General features: G+C 69.9%; 22 protein-coding genes and 1 tRNA gene. 17 read left to right on the top strand and 6 right to left on the bottom strand.

From position 1 onward, the window contains the following. Nucleotides 1–48 precede the first annotated feature (48 nt). A complete protein-coding gene (locus tag NT132_RS08300; protein WP_297787314.1) occupies nt 49–855 on the top strand; it encodes an RNA methyltransferase in 807 nt (268 codons plus the stop codon). On the opposite strand, the gene NT132_RS08295 is transcribed toward NT132_RS08300, so the two are convergent. Then, nucleotides 837–1,688 (bottom strand): SGNH/GDSL hydrolase family protein, encoded by an 852-nt coding sequence (locus NT132_RS08295; protein ID WP_297787312.1) that lies wholly within the window; start codon nt 1,686–1,688, stop codon nt 837–839. The two genes, NT132_RS08300 and NT132_RS08295, sit on opposite strands and share 19 nt — an antisense overlap. Before the next feature lie 109 nt (nt 1,689–1,797). Between NT132_RS08295 and NT132_RS08290 the strand changes: the two genes are divergently transcribed. The 4 genes from NT132_RS08290 (at nt 1,798) to NT132_RS08275 (ending at nt 6,196) form a co-directional block, all read left to right on the top strand. Then, on the top strand, nt 1,798–3,678 hold the full coding sequence (locus NT132_RS08290; protein WP_297787310.1) for a DEAD/DEAH box helicase: 1,881 nt from the start codon (nt 1,798–1,800) through the stop codon (nt 3,676–3,678). Between the two features lie 55 nt (nt 3,679–3,733). Then, nucleotides 3,734–4,831: a VIT1/CCC1 family protein gene (locus NT132_RS08285; protein ID WP_297787308.1), complete on the top strand. Its 1,098-nt coding sequence runs from the start codon at nt 3,734–3,736 to the stop codon at nt 4,829–4,831. 55 nt (nt 4,832–4,886) lie between these two features. Beyond that, complete coding sequence (locus tag NT132_RS08280; RefSeq protein ID WP_297787306.1) at nt 4,887–5,429, top strand: hypothetical protein; 543 nt, start codon at nt 4,887–4,889, stop codon at nt 5,427–5,429. Between the two features lie 98 nt (nt 5,430–5,527). Continuing rightward, entirely contained in the window at nt 5,528–6,196 is a 669-nt protein-coding gene (locus NT132_RS08275; protein WP_297787304.1) for a hypothetical protein, read from the top strand. Nucleotides 6,197–6,463: 267 nt separating this feature from the next. Here NT132_RS08275 and NT132_RS08270 read toward each other — a convergent pair. Beyond that, nucleotides 6,464–6,548: transfer RNA gene (locus NT132_RS08270), tRNA-Leu, on the bottom strand. A 233-nt stretch (nt 6,549–6,781) separates the two neighbouring features. Here NT132_RS08270 and NT132_RS08265 point away from each other — a divergent pair. Together NT132_RS08265 and NT132_RS08260 are read left to right on the top strand one after the other, a co-directional pair. After that, nucleotides 6,782–8,095 (top strand): M20/M25/M40 family metallo-hydrolase, encoded by a 1,314-nt coding sequence (locus tag NT132_RS08265; protein WP_297787302.1) that lies wholly within the window; start codon nt 6,782–6,784, stop codon nt 8,093–8,095. 15 nt (nt 8,096–8,110) lie between these two features. Continuing rightward, nucleotides 8,111–8,935, top strand: coding sequence for an undecaprenyl-diphosphate phosphatase (locus tag NT132_RS08260; RefSeq protein ID WP_297787300.1), 825 nt, complete (start codon nt 8,111–8,113; stop codon nt 8,933–8,935). A 16-nt stretch (nt 8,936–8,951) separates the two neighbouring features. On the opposite strand, the gene NT132_RS08255 is transcribed toward NT132_RS08260, so the two are convergent. Further along, the gene (locus NT132_RS08255) at nt 8,952–9,815 is read right to left on the bottom strand and encodes a PAC2 family protein (RefSeq protein ID WP_297787298.1); all 864 of its coding nucleotides are present in this window, start codon (nt 9,813–9,815) and stop codon (nt 8,952–8,954) included. A gap of 91 nt (nt 9,816–9,906) precedes the next feature. Here NT132_RS08255 and NT132_RS08250 point away from each other — a divergent pair, with 91 nt between their 5' ends. From NT132_RS08250 to lnt, 9 genes are all read left to right on the top strand, one after another. Further along, on the top strand, nt 9,907–10,596 hold the full coding sequence (locus NT132_RS08250; protein WP_297787296.1) for an HAD family phosphatase: 690 nt from the start codon (nt 9,907–9,909) through the stop codon (nt 10,594–10,596). Continuing rightward, the gene (locus tag NT132_RS08245) at nt 10,593–11,633 is read left to right on the top strand and encodes a tRNA (adenine-N1)-methyltransferase (protein ID WP_297787294.1); all 1,041 of its coding nucleotides are present in this window, start codon (nt 10,593–10,595) and stop codon (nt 11,631–11,633) included. The genes NT132_RS08250 and NT132_RS08245 overlap by 4 nt, the downstream gene beginning before the upstream one ends. A gap of 9 nt (nt 11,634–11,642) precedes the next feature. Further along, nucleotides 11,643–12,566 carry a hypothetical protein gene (locus tag NT132_RS08240; protein ID WP_297787292.1) on the top strand — a complete coding sequence of 308 codons (924 nt, stop codon included), beginning with the start codon at nt 11,643–11,645 and terminating at the stop codon, nt 12,564–12,566. Between the two features lie 84 nt (nt 12,567–12,650). Next, complete coding sequence (locus NT132_RS08235; RefSeq protein WP_297787354.1) at nt 12,651–13,580, top strand: WYL domain-containing protein; 930 nt, start codon at nt 12,651–12,653, stop codon at nt 13,578–13,580. Beyond that, nucleotides 13,577–14,545 carry a YafY family protein gene (locus tag NT132_RS08230; protein ID WP_297787290.1) on the top strand — a complete coding sequence of 323 codons (969 nt, stop codon included), beginning with the start codon at nt 13,577–13,579 and terminating at the stop codon, nt 14,543–14,545. Before NT132_RS08235 ends, NT132_RS08230 begins: the two co-directional genes overlap by 4 nt. 69 nt (nt 14,546–14,614) lie before the next feature. Further along, the gene (gene tatA / locus NT132_RS08225; protein ID WP_297787288.1) at nt 14,615–14,863 is read left to right on the top strand and encodes a Sec-independent protein translocase subunit TatA; all 249 of its coding nucleotides are present in this window, start codon (nt 14,615–14,617) and stop codon (nt 14,861–14,863) included. A gap of 65 nt (nt 14,864–14,928) precedes the next feature. Then, nucleotides 14,929–15,690 (top strand): twin-arginine translocase subunit TatC, encoded by a 762-nt coding sequence (gene tatC, locus NT132_RS08220; protein WP_297787286.1) that lies wholly within the window; start codon nt 14,929–14,931, stop codon nt 15,688–15,690. Next, nucleotides 15,687–18,143, top strand: a complete 2,457-nt coding sequence (locus tag NT132_RS08215) for a DEAD/DEAH box helicase (RefSeq protein WP_297787284.1) — start codon at nt 15,687–15,689, stop codon at nt 18,141–18,143. Before tatC ends, NT132_RS08215 begins: the two co-directional genes overlap by 4 nt. Before the next feature lie 84 nt (nt 18,144–18,227). Further along, nucleotides 18,228–19,793 carry an apolipoprotein N-acyltransferase gene (gene lnt, locus NT132_RS08210; RefSeq protein ID WP_297787352.1) on the top strand — a complete coding sequence of 522 codons (1,566 nt, stop codon included), beginning with the start codon at nt 18,228–18,230 and terminating at the stop codon, nt 19,791–19,793. Here the strand turns inward: lnt and NT132_RS08205 are convergent, their stop codons facing one another. After that, nucleotides 19,794–20,171 carry an RNA polymerase-binding protein RbpA gene (locus NT132_RS08205; RefSeq protein WP_297787282.1) on the bottom strand — a complete coding sequence of 126 codons (378 nt, stop codon included), beginning with the start codon at nt 20,169–20,171 and terminating at the stop codon, nt 19,794–19,796. Nucleotides 20,172–20,266: 95 nt separating this feature from the next. Then, complete coding sequence (locus NT132_RS08200) at nt 20,267–21,046, bottom strand: glycerophosphodiester phosphodiesterase family protein (RefSeq protein WP_297787281.1); 780 nt, start codon at nt 21,044–21,046, stop codon at nt 20,267–20,269. A gap of 99 nt (nt 21,047–21,145) precedes the next feature. Here NT132_RS08200 and NT132_RS08195 point away from each other — a divergent pair, with 99 nt between their 5' ends. Further along, complete coding sequence (locus NT132_RS08195; RefSeq protein ID WP_297787350.1) at nt 21,146–21,910, top strand: SDR family oxidoreductase; 765 nt, start codon at nt 21,146–21,148, stop codon at nt 21,908–21,910. A 66-nt stretch (nt 21,911–21,976) separates the two neighbouring features. Here the strand turns inward: NT132_RS08195 and NT132_RS08190 are convergent. Beyond that, a partial coding sequence (locus NT132_RS08190; protein WP_297787278.1) for a DUF308 domain-containing protein occupies nt 21,977–22,301 on the bottom strand: 325 nt, incomplete at its 5' end.

Raw genomic sequence — 22,301 nt, 5'->3', positions numbered from 1 at the left:
TGTTTCGGGCTACCGGGCAACGGCGAGGGGACGTGGTTGAGTGGAGGGATGCGGATCGAACGGATCGAGGATGCGGGCGACCCGCGACTGGCGGACTACCGGGACCTGACGGATGTGGCGCTCCGTCGCGTGAGCGAACCGGCCGGCGGGCTGTACATCGCGGAGTCGGCGAAGGTCATCCGGCGCGCGGTGTCCGCGGGGCACCGTCCCCGCTCGCTGCTGGTACAGGACAAGTGGTTGCCGGATGCCGAAGAGCTCGCGGGCGACGCGCCGGTCTATCTCGTCGAGGCCGCCGTCGCGGAGCAGGTCACCGGGTACGCGGTGCACCGGGGCGCGCTGGCGGCCATGCACCGGCCCGCGCTTCCCGCCCTCGGCGAGGTGCTCGCCGAGGCATCGACGGTGGTGGTCCTGGAGGACCTCGTCGATCACACCAACGTGGGGGCGATCTTCCGCGCCGCCGCGGGCCTCGGCGCCGACGCCGTGCTCGTGGGGGAGCGCTGCGCAGACCCGCTGTACCGGCGCAGCGTCCGGGTGAGCATGGGAACCGTGTTCCAGGTGCCGTGGACGCGGCTTCCCGCATGGCGCGACGCCGGGCCGCTGCTCCGGGACGCCGGATTCCATCTCGCGGCGCTCGCGCTTACCGATGACGCCGTCCCGCTGGATGCGTTCGCGGCCGCGCGACCGGACCGCGTGGCGATCGCGCTCGGCGCCGAGGGAGACGGCCTCAGCCGTGATGCCCTCGCCGCCGCGGACACGGTGGTCACCATCCCGATGGCGGGGGGAGTGGACTCGCTGAACGTGGCAGCGGCCGCATCCGTGGCCCTCTGGGCGCTGCGCTACCCGCCGTCCCGCTGATCCGCGGCGTCGGCGTGGCGGAACGGCAACGGTTCCGGACGCTTGGCCTGCACCTCATCGCCGGATGATTCGTGCCGGAGCCGTCGCAGCACCCATGGCATGAGGTGCGTGCGCGCCCACACCAGGTCGTTGGTGCGTGCCGCCCGCCAGCTGAGCCGGGGAATCGGCTCGGGTTGCATGGGGGTGAGGTCGTTCGGCACGTTGAGCGCACGCAGCACCATGCGCGCCACCTCGTGGTGACCGAGCGGGTTCATGTGCAGGCGGTCGTCGGCGAAGAAGCGGGCGTCCTGTACTTCTTTCAGCGCCCACTGGTCAGCCACGATGCAGTCGTACCGCTCCGCGATGGCGCGGAGGTTCTCGTTGTAGATCGCGATCTTGCCGCGGAACGGACGGAACACCGGGGTGAACGCGACGTCGATGCCGGTGAAGATGACGATGGTCGCGCCGGCAGAGCTGAGCCGGATGACGGCGTCCTCGAACTGGGCGGCGATGTCATCCGGGTCGGTGCCGGGCCGGATCACGTCGTTGCCGCCCGCGCAGAAGGTGATGAGATCGGGCTTCAGGGCGAGAGCGGGCTCCACCTGCTCCGCGACGATCTGCGCGATGAGCTTTCCGCGCACCGCGAGGTTCGCGTAGGCGAAGTCCTCCACCGTGTCGGCGAGGACCTCCGCGACGCGGTCGGCCCAGCCGCGGTGGCCCCCGGGCGAGTCGGGCGACGGATCGCCGATCCCCTCGGTGAAGGAGTCGCCCAGCGCGACGAAACGACGCCACGGATGAGGCCCCGGATTCTCGGCGTACGGGGCGCGGGTGAGCTCATCAGAGTCCTGCGACATGGTGCCTCCTCCTGATCCAGCGTAGACCGGCATGTCGGTGACGTGGCTTATCGTGGACTCTCGCGCAGGGGGCGAAAATCGCGCGCAAGCAGTGACAGGAGGTGGCGGCATGGACGAGGAACAGCTCGTGGTCGCCGGTCCTTCCGAGGCCGCCGTCGATCCCGTCGACGTGCCCGAGCACATCGGTAGTTTCGCCGCCGAGCATCTGTCTCCCTCCTTCCCGCAGCGTGCTCCCTGGGGTACCGCACAGCGGCTCCGCGCCTGGCAGGCCGAGGCGCTGGACCTCTACTTCTCGCTCGACGGTCCGGATGGCGAGGGCAAGGGTCCGCGAGACTTCCTCGCGGCCGCGACCCCCGGCGCAGGCAAGACGACGTTCGCGCTGCGGTTGGCGAGTGAGCTGCTCCGTCGCCGCGTCGTCGACCGCATCGTGGTGGTCGCCCCGACCGAGCACCTGAAGACCCAGTGGGCGGATGCGGCCGCGCGTGTCGGCATCCGGCTCGATCCGCACTTCAGTAACCGCCACAGCATCCCGTCGCGCCAGTATCACGGCGTCGCCGTGACCTATGCGCAGGTCGCGGTGAAGGCGGCCGTGCACCAGAACCTCGTCCTCAGCGCGCGGGTGCTGGTGATCCTCGACGAGGTGCACCACGGCGGCGACGCGCTCAGCTGGGGCGAGGCTCTCCGCGAGGCGTACGCCCGCGCCACCCGCAGGCTGCTGCTGTCGGGAACCCCGTTCCGGAGCGACACCGCACCCATTCCGTTCGTGGAATATCACCCGGACGCCAAGGGCTACCGCGTGTCCCGCACCGACTACGCCTATGGCTACCGCCGCGCACTCGAGGATGGCGTCGTCCGCCCGGTGCTGTTCATGGTCTACGCCGGCCACATGCGCTGGCGCACGAAGACCGGCGACGAGATGGAAGCCCAGCTCGGGCAGGACAACACCAAAGACATCACCTCGCAGGCATGGCGAACCGCACTCGATCCGGAGGGCGATTGGATCCCGGCCGTGCTCCGCTCCGCCGACCGGCGCCTCACCGAGGTGCGCGAGTCGGTGCCGGATGCGGGCGGCCTCGTGATCGCGACGGATCAGACCGCCGCACGCGCCTACGCCGCGATCCTGCACCAGATCACCGGGCAGGCGCCGACCGTCGTCCTCTCCGACGAGGCGGAGGCGTCGTCGCGCATCGAGACGTTCGCGACCGCCGACGACCGCTGGATGGTGGCGGTGCGCATGGTGTCGGAGGGCGTGGACGTGCCTCGCCTTGCCGTCGGTGTGTACGCCACGAGCGCGTCGACGCCGCTGTTCTTCGCACAGGCGGTCGGCCGCTTCGTGCGGGCACGCCGACGCGGCGAGACGGCGACGATCTTCCTGCCGAACGTGCCGCAGCTGCTCGCCCTCGCCAACGAGCTGGAACGTCAGCGCGACCACGCACTCGACCGCGAGAGCGACGCCGAGGACATGTGGGACGCCGAAGAGGACGCGATGAACGCGGCCGAGCGGGAGGACAAGGCCTCCGACGCGCTGACCGAGGAGTTCTCGTACCAGGCGCTCGGGTCGGCCGCGCACTTCGACCGGGTGCTCTTCGACGGCCAGGAGTTCGGTCAGCTCGCCACCCCGGGCACGCCGGAGGAGGAGGAGTTCCTCGGCATCCCGGGCCTGCTGGAACCCGAGTCTGTCCACGAACTGCTCATGCAGCGGCAGGCGCGGCAGGGCCGGCACCGTGGGGTGCGCGAGGCGCGCGAGAAGGAGCAGGGCGACGCGCCGGTGGACGAAGCCGCGCTTCCGGCGCCCCTGCATCGCACCTTGAAAGAGCAGCGACAGCTGCTGAACAGCATGGTCGGCCTGTATGCGCGACAGAGCGGTGAGCCGCACGGGCTCGTGCACGCCGAACTACGCCGGCAGTGCGGCGGGCCCGCGGTCTCGCACGCGACCGTCGCGCAGCTGCAGGCACGGATCGAGGTCCTCCGGCGTCGCATCCGCGCGTAAGCCGAGTTCGGTGCACCGAACCGCGCGTCGCGCCGGATCGGGCTACCGTCGAGGCGTGAACGACAGCATCCGGCCTGCGCCCACGGCGCACGACCGCCGCCGGTGGGCGCGCTATCTCGTCGACGAGCGGGCCGAGGCCCGCGTCTATCGGCAGCTGGCGGCCCGGCGTGAGGGGGAGGAGCGCGAGATCCTGCTCGCCCTCGCCGAGGCGGAGGGCCGGCACGAGCGGCATTGGCTCGACCTGCTCGGCGGGGAACCCGCATCCGTTCCCCGTGCCTCCACCGGCACCCGGCTGCTCGGGTGGATGGCGAAACGGTTCGGGTCGATCTTCGTGCTCGCGCTCGCACAGAACGCCGAGGGCCGGTCGCCGTACGACGGTGACCCGTTCGCGACCCCCGCGATGCGCGCGGACGAGAAGATCCACCACGAGGTCGTCCGCGGCCTCGCCGCCCGGGGACGCCGTCGCCTGTCGGGGACCTTCCGCGCCGCCGTCTTCGGCGCGAATGATGGACTCGTCTCGAACCTGGCGCTCGTGATGGGCATCGGCGCGACCGGTGTGGGACCGCAGTTCGTGCTGTTCAGCGGCATCGCCGGGCTCCTCGCCGGGGCACTGTCGATGGGTGCGGGGGAGTTCGTGTCGGTGCGGTCGCAGCGGGAGCTGCTCGAGGCGACGGAGCCGAGCAACTACGCCGACGAGATCCTGCCCGACCTTGACCTGGATGCGAACGAGGTCGCACTCGTCTACCGCACCCGTGGCATGTCCGAGGCGGAGGCGAACGCCCGCGCCCGTCGCGTCGTGCAACAAGCACAGGACGCCGACCGCAGCATCCCGTACCGGCGGCCGCAGGTCGAAGCCGCCGCGAGCCACGAGCTGGTCGGTGGAGCGTTTGCCGCCGCGGGATCGAGCTTCATGTTCTTCGCCACCGGCGCGGTCATCCCGGTGCTGCCCTGGATCTTCGGCCTCTCCGGGCTCACCGCGCTCGTAGTGGCGCTCGTCCTCGTGGGCGTCGCGCTGCTGTGCACCGGTGCGATGGTGGGGCTGCTCTCCGGCGGTCCGCCGCTTCGCCGAGCCTTCCGTCAGCTCGCGATCGGGTTCGGTGCCGCCGCCATCACCTACGTGCTCGGCCTCGTCTTCGGAGTCTCGGCCGGCTGACGCAGGTTGTGGATAACCGCCGCGGCGGGATGCGGCCCGTGATTACCGTGGCCGCATGGTTCGGGGCAGAGGGTACGTCGGCGCGCTGGTCGCCGTCGTGCTGCTGAGTCTCGGCCTGAGTGCATGCACCCCGCCTGCCCCGACCCCGACGCCCACGCCGACCGGTTTCGCCGACGAGGATGCGGCCTTCGCCGCCGCCGAGGAGACCTATCGCGCGTACGTGGATGCGCTGAACCACGTCGACCTCAGCGACCCCGCGACGTTTGAGGACGTGTACGCGTGGACCACGGGTGCGGCGTTAGACGGTGAGAAGAAGTCGCTTTCGGGGATGCACGCCGAGGGCTGGACCGTTGCCGGCGCGAGCACTGTGGCTTCGATCTCGCCTGATCGAGAGCTTTCGAATATTGAGGACGGTGCCGCCACCCTTCGCGCTTGTTCAGATGTCAGTGAGGTCACCGTCACTAATGCGGTAGGCGAGTCCATGGTTGACCCGAACCGCCCACAGTTGCAGTCGGTAATTGTGACTACGACGGCCGATTCGCGATCGAAGACAGGGTGGCTCATCTCGGATCTATCGAGTGGTGATCACCGGTGTTAGCAACAGTGCTTGTCCTGGTGTTCATTGTCGGCGGCTCCGCTTCTGGTGAAACGAATGAGGAGTGCTTCAGCAACAGTCACTGGACCGGTGTATGTCATTTGGAGAACACCGGCACCGAGGTCGAGGTCGGGGCAACCCGCGACGGCGAAGGCTCTGGTGGCGGTGGCGGTGGCGGCGAGGCCGGTGCTGGCAACGGCGCTGAGACGGGAACCGACGCCGCGGCTGCGCCGTGCGTACCGTCGGCGGAGGATCTGTGCCGCGGCAACTACGAAACGGCGACGATTCCGGATCCGACGATGGAGGATCTCGCGTCGTTCCGGCCAGCTGCGCCGTGGGCATCCTCGGAGCCTGCTGGCATCGGAATCGCCGGGATGCCGACGAACCTCGTCGTCGCCGCATCCACGCACACGGTCACGGGGGAGCTGTTCGGTTACGCGGTCACCGTCCGCTTCACTCCAACGGCTTTCACGTTCCGCCACGGCGACGGCACTTCGGCTCGCAGGACCACGCCCGGCGCGACCTGGGCATCCTTGGGTCAGGCGCAGTTCACGCCTACCCCCACGAGCCACACCTACTCGGCGCGCGGCGAGTACACGGTCACGGTTGCGACGGAATACACGGCACAGGTGAACTTCGGCGGCGGCTGGCGACAGGTGCCGGGGACGCTCACGCTGACCGCCGGCGGCTATCCGTTGCGCATCGTCGAGGCGCGCACCGCGCTCGTCGATCGCACCTGCCTCGAAGCCCCTTCCGCCCCAGGATGCTGATCCCGCTGCCCGTGCGGGCCGCACCTCATGTGGCGCGTGCGGTGGCATTCCCGGCCGTGATCCCGCCCGAAGTGCCACCCGAAGCGCTGAGCGCTGTCACGCGTCCTCGTTCGGGTGGCAGTTGGGGCGGGTTCGCCCGCTCCCATCCCGCCCGAGGTGCCACGTGAACCAGCCCCGCGCGATGCCACCTGAACACGAACACACCGCGGTGCCGAGAAGAACCGGGAAACGAGAAAGGCCCCCGGTGAAGGGGGCCTTTCTCATCTGTGCGCGAGGGGGGACTTGAACCCCCACGCCCTATACGGGCACTAGCACCTCAAGCTAGCGCGTCTACCTATTCCGCCACCCGCGCATTGGGTGTTTCCGTCGCCAGAACCGGATATTTCCGGGCCCAGCAGCCGAGGAACGAGCCTAGCATGTGTCGGCGGCGACCGAAAACGCGGCCGCCCCGCGCGTGTCAAAGTAACCGCTCCCGCCCGCACAAGGCGGCCCCTCCCGCCCCCCCAACACGACCCCTCCCACCCGCACAACGCGGCCGCTCCCGGCCGCGCAGGACCGACGCCGTCAGCCGGTAGCCTGAATCGCATGACCGGACCCGGCACCTCCGAGGGAACCGACCTGCCCGAGGTCGCCCGCATCGCTCGGGACCTCATCCGTTTCGATACCAGCAACTACGGCGGCGGCCGGGCGAACGGCGAGCGCGAAGCCGCCGAATACGTCGGCGCCTACCTCGAAGGCCTGGGGCTTACCCCGGAGTACTACGAGCCCATCCCACGCCGCACGAACGTCACCGCCCGCATCCCCGGCCGTGACCGCGACAGGCCGGCGCTCGTCCTCCACGGCCACCTCGACGTCGTCCCCGCGATCGCGGACGACTGGACCGAGGACCCGTTCGCCGGTGTCATCCGCGACGGGATGCTGTGGGGCCGCGGTGCCGTCGACATGAAGGACATGGACGCCATGATCCTCACCTCGGTGGCGGACATCCTGCGGGCAGGGGAGCAGCCCCAGCGCGACGTCATCGTTACCTTCTTCGCAGACGAGGAGAACGGCGGCGTCGAGGGTTCCGCGCTCGTCGTCCGTGACAAGCCGGAATGGTTCGCCGGTGCGACCGAGGCCATCAGCGAGGTCGGCGGGTTCTCCGTCGACGTCGGCGACCGGCGCGCGTACCTGCTGCAGGTGGGGGAGAAGGCGCTGCTGTGGCTGCGTCTTGTTGCGCGCGGCGCTGCCGGCCACGGCAGTCGTTTCCACCCCGACAACGCCGTCACCCGCCTCGCCGAGGCCGTCACCGCGCTCGGCCGCACCGAGTGGCCGGTGCGGCTCACCGACACCACCACGCAGTTCCTCGACACCCTCGCGGAACTCTCCGGCACCGACCGCCAGGACCCGGATGCGGTCGCCTCCAGCGTCGGGCCCGCATCCGCCTTCCTGAAGGCGACCCTGCGCACCACGACGAACCCGACGGCGCTGACCGCCGGGTACAAGCACAACGTCATCCCGGACCGCGCGGAAGCCCTCATCGATGTGCGCGTCCTGCCCGGCACGGAGGACGAAGCCCTCGCCGATATCCGCCGCATCGTCGGCCCCGACATCGAGATCGAGACGGTCGTCCGGGACGTGGGCCTCGAAACCCGGTTCTCCGGCGACCTCGTCGACGCCATGGTCGCCTCGCTCGGCCGGCACGACCCGGGTGTCCCCGTCATCCCGTATCTCATGGGTGCCGGCACCGATAACAAGGCGCTCTCCCGGCTCGGCATCACCGGGTACGGCTTCGCCCCGCTGCGGCTGCCGGCCGGACTCGATTTCACCGGAATGTTCCACGGCGTGGACGAGCGGGTACCGATCGACGCGCTCGTCTTCGGCCAGCGTGTTCTCACCGATCTCCTTCGCACCTCCTGACACCGAAAGGCGCGCATGCACTTCCTCGAGGCGATCTTCCTCGGCCTGATCCAGGGCCTGACCGAGTTCCTCCCCGTGTCCTCCAGCGCCCACCTGCGCATCGTCGGGGCGTTCCTGCCGAACGCCCAGGACCCGGGCGCCGCCTTCACCGCCATCACGCAGATCGGCACGGAGGCGGCCGTGGTGATCTTCTTCTGGCGCGACATCACGCGCATCATCGGTCACTGGTTCCGCGCCCTGTTCGGCCGTATCCCGCGGAACGACCCTGACGCCAAGATGGGTTGGCTGATCATCGTCGGTTCCGTCCCGATCGTGGTGCTCGGCCTGTTCCTGCAGGACCAGATCGAAACCGTCTTCCGCTCACTGTGGCTCGTCGCCGGGATGCTGATCTTCTTCGGTGTGCTGCTCGGCATCGCGGATGCGGTGGGGGCCAAGCGCCGGAAGCTCTCCGACCTCACCATCGGCGACGGCGCCATCTACGGCGTCGCGCAGGCGTTCGCCCTCATCCCCGGGGTCTCGCGCTCCGGCGGCACCATCACCGCCGGGCTCTTCATGGGCTACGAGCGGGCCGCGGCCGCACGCTACGCGTTCCTGCTGGCGATCCCCGCCGTTTTCGGCAGCGGCTTGTACCAGCTGTTGAAGAGCTGGGACGAGCCGGGCGTCTACTCACTCGGTGAGACGGCGGCGGCGACCGTGGTCGCCTTTGTCGTCGCGATCGTCGTGATCAAGTTCTTCATGGCCTGGATCTCCAAGCACAGCTTCCTGCCGTTCGTGATCTACCGGGTCGCCCTGGGTGCACTGATCCTGGTGCTCCTGGCGACCGGGGTCATCGCGGCGTAGGCGATTCGCGGCCCGGTCAGCGGCGCGGGTCGCCGCGGTCGGGCTTGCCCGGTCCGTCCCCACGACGACGCAGGTACTGCTCGAACTCGCGGGCGATCGCGTCGCCGGACGCCTCGGGGGAGTCCCACGTGTCGCGGGTCTGCTCGAGGCTGCGGATGTACTCCGTCATCTCCTCGTCGTCCGCCGCAGCCGCGTCGATCGACGCCTCCCACACCGCCGCTTCGCCGGCGAGATCGGCGCGGGGGATGCGGGCACCGGTGAGGTCTTCGAGCCGGTCGAGGAGCGCGAGCGTCGCCTTGGGCGACGGGGTGTGACCGGCGACGTAGTGCGGCACACTCGCCCACAGTGTGGCGGTGGGGATACCCGCTTCCTCCGCCGTCTGGGCGAGCACCGACAGGATGCCGACGGGCCCCTCGTAGGTGGAGCGTTCCAGGTCGAGCGCGCTGCGCAGCGCCTCGTTGTCGCTGCCGCCGAAGACGGAGATCGGCCGGGTGTGGGGGACGTCGGACATCATCGAGCCGAGGCCGACGAAACCGGTGATGTCCTCACGCAGGGCGACATCGATGATCTCGGCCGCGTAGGCCTGCCACGCGCGGGCGGGCTCCACCCCGGTGAGCAGCCACACCTGCGGGGCGCGGGTGGTGCGGGACGGGCGAAGGATCGTCGTTTCCGGCCAGCTCAGCGTCCGTCGCCCCTGGGCGTCGATCGACACCTGCGGTCGGGTGTATTGATAGTCGAAGTACAGCTCCGGGTCGACGGAGAACACCGGCTCGTACTCGCCCTCCGCTTTCATCACGGCGAGCGCAGCAGAGGCGGCTTCACCGGCGTCGTTCCAGCCATCGAAGGCGGCGACGAGAATGCGGCGACCGAGTCCGTCCACGCGATCCCTCCCTTAGCCCGACGGGGTTCCTTTCCAGGATAGGCCGTCCACGCGGGGCGGGCGCGACGCGGGCCCTGCGTACGATGGACGGATGACTTCTCCGCTTCCCGCCGCCGTGCTCTGGGACATGGACGGGACGCTGGTCGACACCGAGCCGTACTGGATGGCGGCCGAGACCCCCCTCGTCGAGAGTTTCGGCGGCACCTGGACCCACGAGCAGGCCCTGGGGCTCGTGGGACTCGGTCTGGAGGACTCCGCCCGCATCCTGCAGGGCGCCGGGGTGCGGCTTGCCACCCACGAGATCGTCGACCTGCTCACCGAGCGGGTCATGACGCAGCTGCGCGAGCAGGGTCTGCCGTTCCGCCCCGGCGCGCGAGAACTGCTGGCCGACCTCCGCGCGGCCGGGGTGCGCACCGCGCTCGTCACCATGTCGATGCGCCGTATGGCGCAGACCGTCGTCGACCTGATCGGCTTCGAAGGATTCGATCTCATCGTCGCCGGCGACGACGCCACCCGCCCCAAGCCCTACCCTGACCCCTATCTGCAGGCCTGCGCGACGTTCGGCGTCGACCCGGCCGACACCGTCGCCATCGAGGACTCGCCGAACGGCGTGCGCTCGGCCGTCAGCGCCGGCACCGTCACCCTCGGCGTCCCCCTCATGGTCTCCCTCACCGGCACCGGCGCACACACGCTGTGGCCGAGCCTGGAGGGGCGGACCGCGCAGGACATCGCCCAGTTGCACGCATCGCACGCCCTGCGTGCCAGAGAGGACGCCTCATGACGTCGCCGACCCCCGAGACCTCCGCAGCCGCCGGAGCGGTGACGCCCCCGCGCGGCCCGTTCCGGGCCGGCGAGCGGGTGCAGCTGACCGATCCCAAGGCGCGCATGCACACCACCACGCTGCGCGAAGGCGGCGAGCTGCACACCCACCACGGCGTGCTGCGACACGACGAGCTCATCGGTCGCCCCGACGGTTCCGTGGTCGCCAACAGTGCCGGGCACGAGTACCTGGCGCTCCGGCCGCTGCTGCGCGACTTCGTCATGTCGATGCCCCGGGGCGCGGCGATCGTGTATCCGAAGGATGCGGCGCAGATCGTCACGCAGGCCGACATCTTCCCCGGCGCGGTCGTCGTCGAAGCCGGCGTCGGCTCCGGTGCCCTGGCGCTGCACCTACTCCGGGCGATCGGCCCGCAGGGGCGTCTCGTCTCGTTCGAGCGCCGCGCGGAGTTCGCCGAGGTGGCCACGGCGAACGTGGAGACCTTCCTCGGCGAGGTCCCCGCGAACTGGGACCTCCTCCTCGGTGACCTGGCGGAGGAGCTGCCGCAGGCTGTCGCCCCCGCATCCGTCGACCGCATCGTGCTCGACATGCTCGCGCCCTGGGAGTGCATCGATGCCGCTGCCGACGCCCTCACGCCCGGCGGCGTCGTGATCTGTTACGTCGCCACGGCCACGCAACTGAGCCGGGTCGCGGAGTACATCCGCGGCACCGAAGCCTTCACCGACCCTGAGGCGAGTGAGACCCTCGTCCGCGGCTGGCACGTCGAAGGTCTCGCGGTGCGCCCCGACCACCGCATGGTCGCGCACACCGGGTTCCTCCTCACCGCCCGCCGGCTCGCGCCGGGCGCGGTCCCGCCGGAGCGGAAGCGACGCGCCTCGAAAGCGAGCGGCACCGACGTCGACCTCGAGGCATGGACTCCCGGCGCCGTGGGCGACCGGGAGATCACCGACAAGAACCTGCGCAAGCGCGCCCGCGAGGCCCAGAAGGCCGCCGAGGGGGCCAAGCGTGCGCGTTCCGGCGGTGAGGTGCCGACGGCCTAGACTGTTCCGGTGCGAAAACTGCCCGCTGTCCTGACCGCCGCAGGCCTTGTGGCCGTCACGCTGACCGGTTGCTCGTCCACGTCGTCCCCGACCTGCGACCGGGAGGTCACGAGTGACCACCTGGCGTCGCTCGTGAGCGTGTCCGGCCCGGTCGGTGAGAAGCCCGAGATCTCGGTACCCACCCCGTTCCACGTCTCCGGTGCTGAGGTGTCCGATCTCGAGACCGGCGACGGCACCGCGATCGTCTCGGACTGGCAGGACATCGTCATGGGCATCAGCATCGTCGACGGCGACACCGGCGATCTGCTCATCCAGCAGGGGTACGACGACCTCAGCAGCGTGACCACGGTAGACAGCTGGACCAGTGCGCTGCCCGCTCTCGAAGACGCGCTGCAGTGCGCGACCGAAGGCTCGCGCATCGTCGTCGGGCTCGATGCCGATGAACTCGGCGATGCCGGTGCCGCGCTCGGCGTCACCGACGGCGCCTCGGCGGTCTTCGTCATCGACCTGCGCAAGGTGTACCTGTCCGCGGCGGACGGGTCCGACCAGTTCAACTCCGGCTGGGGCCTGCCGGCCGTGGTCCGCGCGCCCGACGGCCAGCCGGGCGTCATCGTGCCGGAAACCGCACCGCCGACGGAGGCCGTCGTACAGGTGCTGAAGAAGGGTGACGGGGCGGTCACCACAGCCGACGACACCATCCGGATCAACTACACCACCGTGTCGTGGCAGACCCGTGAGGTCGGCGGCACATCCTGGGGCACGGAACCGTACCAATACGACCTGTCCGCGCAGACGGATCCGCTCACCACCGCCCTCATCGGGCAGTCCGTCGGCTCGCAACTGCTCGTCGTGCTCCCGCCCGCGGAGGGTGCGGACGCCGACACGCAGGTGTTCGTCATCGACATCCTCGGAATCGACGGCCAGGCGGGCTGAGCCCCGGCCGCCCCGGCCTAGGATGGCCGGGTGCCGACTCACCCCGCCCCCGAGGAGCGACTCGTCAACCTCGTCGTGGCCCTCATGGCCACGCAGCAGGGTCTGACGAAGGACGCCATCCTGTCGTCCGTCTCGGGGTACCGAGAACAGGTCGAGTCCGGCGCGTCGAAAGACGCGCTGGAGAAGATGTTCGAGCGTGACAAGGACAGCCTGCGGCAGCTGGGCGTGCCGATCGACACGATCGGCGACCACGCCGACCCCGAGGATCTGCGGGAGGCCCGCTACCGCGTCCCGACGAGCGAGTACGCGTTGCCCGCCGACATCTCCTTCACCCCCGCCGAGATCGCGCTGCTGAACCTCGCGGGCGGCGTATGGGGGTCGAGCTCGATGTCCGACGACGCCCGCAGCGGACTCCGGAAGATTCGCGCTCTGGGTGACACCGTCGACGAGCAGATCATCGGCTACGCCCCGCGCCTGAACATCCGTGATGCGGCCTTCGCGCCGCTGCAGCGGGCCATCGAACAGGCCAAGGTCGTCGCCTTCCGTTACCTGAAGCCGGGGGAGGGTGCTGCCCGGCTGCGGCGCGTGCGTCCGCTCGCCCTCGTCGACTACGAGGCCCGCTGGCACGTCCTCGGGCACGACCTGGATGCGGATGCGGAGCGCACCTTCCTGCTCTCGCGCATCACCGGACCGGTCGAGACCACGCGGGAGACCTTCGATCCGGCACTGCGGGAGGGTGCGGGCGACCGGGCGTTGGCAGGACTCGCCGCAGTCGCGGCCGCCCACGAGGCGCACGTCGAGGTCCACCCCGGCACCGAGGCGGCGTTGCGGCTGCGCCGGCGGGCGCGCGTGGCCGAGCAGGGACTGCGAGTGCCGTACGTGGACGTCCACGTCCTCGCCGACGAGCTCGCGTCCTACGGACCGGAAGTGCGCGTCGTCGCGCCGGCCCAGCTGCGCGATCTGGTTATCGAGCGGCTGCGCGGCGCTCGACGTGTGAACGGAGCGCGCACATGAGCGGCGAACGGAAGCTCCTCGCCACCGACCGGGCCGCGCTCATGCTGCAGCTCGTGCCCTACCTGATCGAGCGCGGCGAGGTGTCCGTCGCCGACGCCGCCGCCGACTTCGACATGACCCCGGCGCAGATGCGCCGCATGGTGCAGACGCTCACGGTCATCGGCCGCCCCGGAGACGGCGGCTTCTGGCAGATGCCGCACGACCTGTTCGACATCGATTGGGATCTGCTGGACGAGCAGGACCGCATCTCGCTCACCCACACGGTGGGGCTCGAACGTGCACCACGCCTCACCGCTCGCGAGGCCGCCGCCCTCCTGGCGGGACTGCAGCTGGCAGGCTCCCTCCCCGGGATGGCAGGGTCTCCGGTGCTCGCCGGGCTCTTGGCCAAGCTCGCGCGCGGCGCCTCGGCGACGCCCGCAGAGGTCATCGTCGCGCCCGCGCCGGTCGATGACGCCCGCGAGCGCGTCGGCGAGGCCCTCCGTCAGGGCGTGGCCGTCGCCTTCACGTACCGTGTGCCCGAGGGCGAACCCACCACCCGCACTGTCGACCCGGTGAAGGTGCACATCGCCGACGGACAGTGGTACCTGCAGGGCTGGTGCCACCTCCGCGAGGCCATGCGCACCTTCCATCTCGACCGGGTGTCCGACCTCGTCCTGACCGACATCGCGATCGAGCACGGAGACGCCGAGACCCCCGCTCTGTTCGACGCGGATCGGGGCGAGATCGTCGCCCGCATCCGGTTCCCCGCCGCGCTCGCACCGCTGCTGGGCGATTACATCTCCGCGGCCGAAACGACCGAGGCGCATGGACTGTGCACGGCGACGATGCGCCTGGCCGACGACCGCAGTCTCCGCCGGCTCGCGACCCGCTACGGCGGCGACGTCGAGGTGCTCTCGCCTGCCGCCGTCCGGTCCGCGGTGGACGCCTGGGCGCAGGCCGGTCTCGACCAGTACGGGCTGGACTGAGCGAGCCTTCAGGACTCCAGAAGTGAACGGGGGTTAGACTGGGCGAATCCTCGACTCAAGGGAGCAATCATGGGCGCATTCGGGTGGCCGCACCTGCTGATCATCCTCGCGGTGATCATCCTGCTCTTCGGTGCCGCGAAGCTTCCCGCTCTGGCGAAGAGCGTCGGTCAGTCGGCCCGTGTCTTCAAGGGTGAGATGAAGGCCATGAAGGACGACGACACCACCACGACGACCACGGGCACCACCACGGATGCAGTGGCACCCCAGGCACCGGTGAAGGCCACGCCGCACACGTCGTCCTCCGACACTCCCTCCTGACCGCGGTGGCCACAGCAGGCCCGCCGCACGTCGAGGAGCCGGAATCCCCGCGCCGTGACCGGCGTATGACGCTGGCCCAGCACCTGTTGGAGTTGCGTAAGCGTCTCGCCATCGCCGCTGCCGCGCTGATCGTCGGGATGATCGTCGCGTTCATTATCACCGGACCGGTCATCGAGCTGCTCACCGAGCCCATCTCGCAGATCGCCACGGCGAACGGCGACACCTATGCCCGCCTGAACTTCGACACCGTCTCGAGCGGCTTCGACCTCCGCATCCGGATCGCGTTCGCGATCGGCCTGCTGGTCTCGGCCCCGGTATGGCTGTGGGAGATCTGGGCGTTCATCATGCCCGGCCTCACCCGCAAGGAAGTCCGCTACACCGTAGGCTTCATCGCCTCCGCGATTCCGCTCTTCTGCGCCGGACTGTACGTGGGCTGGCTGATCATGCCGCACATGATCACTCTCATGGCGACCTTCGTCCCGGGCGGCGAGGGCGTCGCGCAGTTCTACAAGTACGACACGTACTACGACTTCGTCTTCAAGCTCCTGCTCGTCGTGGGCATCTCGTTCGTCTCCCCGGTGTTCCTCGTCGGCCTGAACCTCGCCGGAGTGATCAGCGGTGTCGGCATCTTCAAGGCGTGGCGGGTGGCGATCCTCGTCATCGTCATCTTCGCCGCGGTGGCCACGCCGGCCGCCGACGTCACTTCGATGCTGCTGCTCGCCGGGATCCTCGTCGTGCTCTATTTCGCCGCAGCGACGCTGTCGCTGCTGTTCGATCGCCGCAAGGCCAAACGGGAGCGGGACCTCTTGCCCGGAACGCCGGCATGACCGAGCCGAGCCCGGCGGAGCGTTACGCCCGTGCCGAGCAGGACAAGCAGCATCCGCTGACCCGGGCGTTCGCCGCATCCCAGCGCTTCGAACTCGACCCGTTTCAGCGTGAGGGGTGCGCTGCCCTCGAGGACGGGCACAGTGTGCTCGTCGCCGCACCCACCGGGGCGGGCAAGACGATCGTGGGCGAGTTCGCGATCCACCTCGCCATGCTCGAGCCGCGGGCAAAGGCGTTCTACACCACGCCGATGAAGGCGCTGTCGAACCAGAAGTTCCGCGAACTCGTCGATGTCTACGGCGCCGACGAGGTGGGACTTCTCACCGGCGATACGAACATCAACGGCTCGGCCCGCATCCTCGTGATGACCACCGAGGTGCTCCGCAACATGCTGTACGCCGACTCGCCGGCGTTGCGCGACCTCCAGTTCGTGGTCATGGACGAGGTGCACTACCTCGCCGACCGGTTCCGTGGCGCGGTGTGGGAGGAAGTCATCATCCACCTCCCCCGACGGGTGCGGGTCGTGGCGCTGTCGGCGACCGTGTCGAACGCGGAGGAGTTCGGGGACTGGCTCGACACCGTCCGCGGCGACACGGATGTGGTGGTGTCGGAGATCCGCCCGGTGCCGCTCGAGCAGCACATGCTCGTCCGCGGCGACCTGCTGCCGCTGTTCGACGATCGTGTCGGCGCAGGTGTCGCGCAGGTCAATCGAGAGTTGCTGCGGTTGCGATCCGGCGGCTCCGGCGGGTACGACGGCGGGCGTCGCCCGGGCGATCGTCATGGCGGGCCGAACGCGCGCCGCGGCGGCCCGCGGTCCGGTGGCTCCGGTTTCGGACGCGGGGCGGACCGCGTCGACCGACCACAGGTGGTCGAGCTCCTCGGGCGCGCCAACCTGCTGCCCGCCATCTTCTTCATCTTCTCCCGGGCGGGCTGTGACGGTGCGGTGGCGCAGACGCGACGCGCGCGGGTTCGCCTGACCTCCACCGAGGAGCGCGCGGAGATCCGTGCCGTCATCGCAGACCGCACCCACTCGCTGCCGGAGGAGGACCTCGCCGCTCTGGGGTTCTGGGAGTGGCGGGAGGACCTCGAACGAGGGATCGCCGCCCACCACGCGGGGATGCTGCCGGCGTTCAAGGAGATCGTCGAGGAGCTGTTCCAACGCAAGCTCGTGAAGGTCGTGTTCGCGACCGAGACGCTGGCGCTCGGCATCAACATGCCCGCCCGCACCGTCGTACTGGAGCAGCTGGAGAAGTTCAACGGTGAGGCCCGCGTCGCGATCACCTCCGGCGAGTACACCCAGCTCACCGGCCGGGCCGGACGGCGGGGGATCGACGTCGAGGGGCATTCCGTCATCCAGTGGACCCCGTCGGTGGATCCTCAGGCCGTCGCGGCGCTGGCCTCGCGGCGCACCTACCCGCTGAATTCGAGCTTCCGGCCGACGTACAACATGGCGGTCAACCTCATCGACCAGTTCGGTCGTGCCCGTGCGCGGGAGGTACTGGAGTCGTCTTTCGCGCAGTTCCAGGCGGACCGGTCCGTTGTCGGGCTCGCGCGCGAGGTGCGGGAGGGGGAGACCTCCCTCGCCGGCTACGCCGAGGCGATGGCGTGCGACCGCGGCGACTTCACCGAGTACTCCGGCATCCGCCGCGAGCTGACCGACCTGGAGCGCGTCAATCGGCGCGACGTGACCGCGTCCCGTGCCACGCGCGACAGCCGCCAGCGTCAGCTGCAGTCGCTTCGCCGCCGCATGCAGCGGCATCCCTGCCATCAGTGCCCCGACCGGGAATCGCATGCCCGGTGGGCCGAGCGCTACTGGAAGCTGAAGCGCCAGGTCGACAAGATGCGTCGGCAGATCGAGACGCGCACCGGGACCGTCGCGCGCGTGTTCGACCGCGTCGTCGACGTTCTCACCGAGCTCGGCTACGTCGTGACCACCGAGCACGGGGTCGCACTGACCGCGGACGGCCGCACCATGCGGCGGATCTACGGCGAACGGGACCTCCTCGTCGCGGAGTCGCTCCGCACCGGCATCTGGGAGGGGCTGGACGCCCCGTCACTGGCGGCGCTGGTGTGCGCGCTCGTGTACGAGCCCCGACGAGACGATGGCGGGACCGGCGAGCGGGGACTACCCCGCGGCGCCTTCCGCACCGCGATGGCCGAGACCGAGGCGCTCTGGGCACGCCTGGACGATCTGGAGCAGGAGCACCACCTGCCCGGTTCCGAACCGCCCGCGCTCGGTCTGTCGCCGGCGATGTACCAGTGGGCACGGGGCGCGGTCCTTGACCGGGTGCTTATCGAGGCGGACATGGCCGCGGGCGATTTCGTCCGCTGGACCAAGCAGACCATCGACCTGCTGGATCAGTTGTCTCTCGTCGCGGAAGGCTCGGTCGGGACGACCGCGCGTTCCGCGCTGGATGCGGTGCGGCGAGGGATCGTCGCCTACAGCTCGGTGTGACCTCCGCCCCGTAGGCTCGACATCGTGCCCGAACACCGCACCGAAGACCGCGCCGCGCCCCGCACCGCCGTCGCTACCCGTGACGTGCCGCTGCTTCCCCTGTGGGCGGCCGTGCCCGTCTCCGTGGTGGCGGGCATCGTGCTGTCGACCGCGTTCCCCGCGCTGGCCTGGTGGCCCATTGTGTTCGTCGCGGTACCGCTTGCGCTGCTGCCGCTGATCGGCCGGCGCGCCGGGGGAGCCCTGCTCGTCGGCTTCGCCTTCGGCGCCGCGTTCTTCAGCGTGAACGTCGCCTTCACCGCCCGCTACCTCGGTCCGGTGCCGTGGATCGCCCTGTCCGTTTTCGAAGCCCTCCTCACCGGGGTCGCCGCTCTCACGATCACCTGGGCGTACCGGTGGCTTCCGCGGCTCGTACCGGGGCGCTGGTGGCGGCTCGTGGCGCTTCCCGCGCTGGTCGCGGGCCTGTGGACGATGCGGGAGCAGTTCCTCGGCTCGTGGCCGTACGGGGGGTTCCCGTGGGGGCGGATCGGCGTCACGCAGGCATCGAGTCCGCTGGCACCGGTGGCGTCGTGGATCGGCATGTCGGGCCTGTCGTTTCTCATCGTGTTCGTCTGCGCGGCGGCGATCGAAGTGGTCCGCCAGCGCTCTCTCCGCCGGCCGTTGTCGTACCTGCCGACGGCCGCCGCGGTCGTGTTGCTCGTGGTGACGCCCGCCTTTCCGACCACGGATGCCGGCAGCATCCGGATCGGAGCCGTGCAGGGGAACGGCCCGGCCGGGTACTTCGACGAGCGCACCCGGGATGCGGTGTTCGAGTCGCAGCGCGCCGCCACCGAGCCGCTCATCGGCGAGGACATCGACCTGCTGGTCTGGCCAGAGGGCGGAGTCGACTCCGACCCCACCAGTACCCCGGTCACTGCCGCTCGGCTCAACCGTCTCGTGGAGCAAATCGGTGCCCCGCTCCTGATGAACGCCGCGACCGCGCGCGGCACCGAGTACTTCAACACCTCGCTGCTGTGGGAGCCGGGGGAGGGGGCCGCCGCCGCGTACGACAAGCGGCATCCGGTGCCGTTCGGTGAATACGTTCCGGATCGCTGGTTGTACGAGCCGCTCGCGCCGGAACTCATCGGGCTGCTGCAGCTCGATTACACACCGGGCACGCTGCCGCCGGTGATCGAGACGGCGGGCACCCGGGTGGGGCTCGCGATCTGCTTCGACGTGATCTACGACGACGTCATCTGGGACGGGGCGAGCGGGGGCGCCGAGGTGTTCGTCTTCCAGACGAACAACGCCGACTTCCGCGGGACCGACGAGAACCTGCAGCAGCTCGCCTTCGCCCGGATGCGGGCGATCGAGACCGGCCGCGCCGTCGTGAACCTCTCGACCGTCGGCACCAGCCAGGTGATCGCGCCCGACGGCTCGGTGATCGACGGTCTGCCGGAGAATGTCGCCGGCGCCATGCTCACCGATGTCCCGCTCCGTACCGGACTCACGCCGTCTGTGGCGCTCGGCCCCGTGCTGCACGCCGTCTTCGGCTGGGGATCGCTCGCCGTGCTGCTGGCCGTCGGCCTGCTGGGGAAGGTCCGGACGCGACGCACCCGCGCGGGCACGACAACGGCGCCGGTTCCCGAAGGATCCGGCGCCGCAGAAGTGTGATTACGCGGACTTCTTGGAAGCCGGCGTGCTGGCACCGTGACGATCGCGGATGAAGGCCAGGCGTTCCTCCAGAAGCTCTTCGAGCTCGGGGATCGAGCGACGCTCGAGCAGCATGTCCCAGTGAGTACGGGGCGCCTTGTCGTCGCTGTGGTCGACGGTCACCGTCGTGTCACCGACGCGCAGAACGGCCTCGGCGCCGCATGCGCGGCACTCCCAGGTGTCCGGCGCCTCGGCGTCGGCGGCGAACGTCAGGGTGCTGTCGTGTGCACATACCGTGCACACGTAGGTCCGCTGTGTGCGTTCATGAAGAACGACGCCCTCTTCGCTCTGTAAGCTCTGGGCGCCGAGTCGAATGCCGCGGAGACTGCGGTCTGCCATTGTGTGGTCCTCTCGTCGCGTATCTCCGGTATAACGTGACCACCTGGGCGGATCATCCGAAGCAGCGGGATCGGTCGACAACTCACAGACGATGTTCAGTCTGGGGCGCCGAAAACGCGTATGGCGACATCGGCGCGGTCCGTCACGAGGCCGTCGACGCCGAGGTCCGCCAGACGCTCCATGGTCGCCGGATCGTTCACCGTCCAGACGTGTACCTCGACGCCGGCAGCATGCACGCGATCCAGCAGCCGTGGGGTGAGGACGCGAAGCGCGCCGTGTCGCTCGGGGATCTGCACGGCGTCGATGCCGCGGAGGACCCGGGCGACCGCGCGCGTGGAGACCGCGGCCGCGAGCAGGTGCACGATGGTGCCGCTCCCGGGGGAGGTCGCGGGGAGCAGGTCGGGGCGTGCCGAGCCGGCGGCCGCGAGCGCCGCACGACGGCGACGGTCGGAGAAGCTCGTGAGGAGCACCCGTTCGGCGGCCGGGGCGACGATGCGGCCGGCGGGTACCGCCGCATCCTCCGCCTTCACGTCGATGTTGAATCGGGTGTCCGGGAACGCCGCCAGCGCCTGGGCGAGGGTCGCGAGACCGCCTCGATTCGACATGATCTCCTCGAGCTCCGGAAGGTCGACCTCGCGAAGCGGACGCGGATCGCCGGTCACTCGGCCGAGGTCCTCGTCGTGGAAGAGCACGACGTGTCCGTCGCGCGTGAGATGACAGTCCGACTCGATGTAGGCGGCGCCCGCGGCGTGCGCGGCCGCCAGGGCGGCGAACGAGTTCTCCGCGACGCCCGCGGCCTCCTGCTCGGGTCCGACGAGGCCCCGGTGGGCGAGGATGCGGATCGTGTTGGTGGGAGGCAGGTACGCATGCGTCACCGCGCGAACCTAACACGGTGGTGCGACACGCATTGGTAGGGTCAGGGGGGTCGCGAACGCCGTGACCGCCTTGCACGACCAGGAGCTCTTGTGTCCGACATCTCGACCCCTCTGACCCCCGGCGCCCTCACCGGAAAGACCGCGCTCGTCACCGGATCGTCCCGGGGGATCGGGGCCGACACCGCGCGGTATCTCGCCCAGGCGGGCGCGGATGTCGTCATCAACTACCGCAACAAAGCGCCGCGTGCAGAGAAGCTTGCGACCGAACTGCGCGAGCTCGGCGTGCGGGTGCTCGTGGTGGGCGCCGACCTGACCGACCCTGCATCCGTGTCTGCCATGTTCGACGCGGTGCGCGACGAGTTCGGCGGTCTCGATGTCCTGGTGCTGAACGCCTCCGGCGGTATGGAGAGCGGCATGGCGGAGGACTACGCGCTGCAGCTCAACCGCGACGCGCAGGTGCGGGTGCTCGAGACGGCGCTGCCGCTGCTGCACGAGGGATCCCGGGTCGTCTTCGTCACCAGCCATCAGGCGCACTTCATCCGTACCACCCCGACGATGCCGGAGTATGAGCCGGTGGCGCTCTCCAAGCGCGCCGGCGAAGACGCGCTGCGCGAGCGGATCCCGGCGCTCACCGAACTCGGCATCGAGTTCGTCGTCGTCTCCGGTGACATGATCGAGGGCACGATCACCGCGACCCTGCTCGAGCGGGCGAACCCGGGCGCCATCACCCAGCGCCGCGAATCCGCCGGTCGTCTCTACAACGTCTCGGAGTTCGCCGCGGAGGTCGCGCAGGCGGCCGTCGACCCCATTCCGGCGGACAACACCCGTCTCGTCGGCGACACCGATTCCTTCATCGCGGAGTAGCCCCGCGGGAACGGCGGAGGGCCCCGGGATCATCTCCCGGGGCCCTCCGCCGTTCTGCATCCGAAGTCAGCTGACCTTGCCCCAGGTGAAGGCGCGGACCACCTGGATGATCCCCAGAATGACGAGCGACCACGCGACGAACAGCCACAGGAACGCGGCCGCGAACACGGGCGTGATGAGCAGCATGATGCCGGCGAGGATGCTCACGATCGCGAAGAAGATCGTCCAGCCCCGCCCGGTCGCACCCAGCGTGGTGAGCGAGACGACACCTTCGATGATCCACGTGATACCGACGAACACGGCCACGAACACGGCAAGCAGCAGGGTGCTCTCGGCGAGGTTGGCCAGCGCGATGATGCCGGCGACGATGAACAGGACGCCGAGGGCGGCG

Origin of the sequence: Microbacterium sp. (assembly GCF_026393345.1) — a bacterium.
In the GTDB taxonomy this organism is placed as follows: domain Bacteria; phylum Actinomycetota; class Actinomycetes; order Actinomycetales; family Microbacteriaceae; genus Microbacterium.
Note: the sequence above shows the minus strand (reverse complement) of the source record. Positions and strands in the feature narration are given on the sequence as shown.

Coding starts and splice junctions, on each gene's coding strand:
- NT132_RS08265 (WP_297787302.1), top strand. CDS start 6,782: ATGACCGGACCCGGCACCTCCGAGGGAACCGACCTGCCCGAGGTCGCC.
- tatA (WP_297787288.1), top strand. CDS start 14,615: ATGGGCGCATTCGGGTGGCCGCACCTGCTGATCATCCTCGCGGTGATC.
- NT132_RS08300 (WP_297787314.1), top strand. CDS start 49: ATGCGGATCGAACGGATCGAGGATGCGGGCGACCCGCGACTGGCGGAC.
- NT132_RS08250 (WP_297787296.1), top strand. CDS start 9,907: ATGACTTCTCCGCTTCCCGCCGCCGTGCTCTGGGACATGGACGGGACG.
- NT132_RS08290 (WP_297787310.1), top strand. CDS start 1,798: ATGGACGAGGAACAGCTCGTGGTCGCCGGTCCTTCCGAGGCCGCCGTC.
- NT132_RS08230 (WP_297787290.1), top strand. CDS start 13,577: ATGAGCGGCGAACGGAAGCTCCTCGCCACCGACCGGGCCGCGCTCATG.
- NT132_RS08245 (WP_297787294.1), top strand. CDS start 10,593: ATGACGTCGCCGACCCCCGAGACCTCCGCAGCCGCCGGAGCGGTGACG.
- NT132_RS08280 (WP_297787306.1), top strand. CDS start 4,887: ATGGTTCGGGGCAGAGGGTACGTCGGCGCGCTGGTCGCCGTCGTGCTG.
- tatC (WP_297787286.1), top strand. CDS start 14,929: ATGACGCTGGCCCAGCACCTGTTGGAGTTGCGTAAGCGTCTCGCCATC.
- NT132_RS08260 (WP_297787300.1), top strand. CDS start 8,111: ATGCACTTCCTCGAGGCGATCTTCCTCGGCCTGATCCAGGGCCTGACC.
- NT132_RS08295 (WP_297787312.1), bottom strand. CDS start 1,688: ATGTCGCAGGACTCTGATGAGCTCACCCGCGCCCCGTACGCCGAGAAT.
- NT132_RS08235 (WP_297787354.1), top strand. CDS start 12,651: ATGGCCACGCAGCAGGGTCTGACGAAGGACGCCATCCTGTCGTCCGTC.
- NT132_RS08215 (WP_297787284.1), top strand. CDS start 15,687: ATGACCGAGCCGAGCCCGGCGGAGCGTTACGCCCGTGCCGAGCAGGAC.
- NT132_RS08205 (WP_297787282.1), bottom strand. CDS start 20,171: ATGGCAGACCGCAGTCTCCGCGGCATTCGACTCGGCGCCCAGAGCTTA.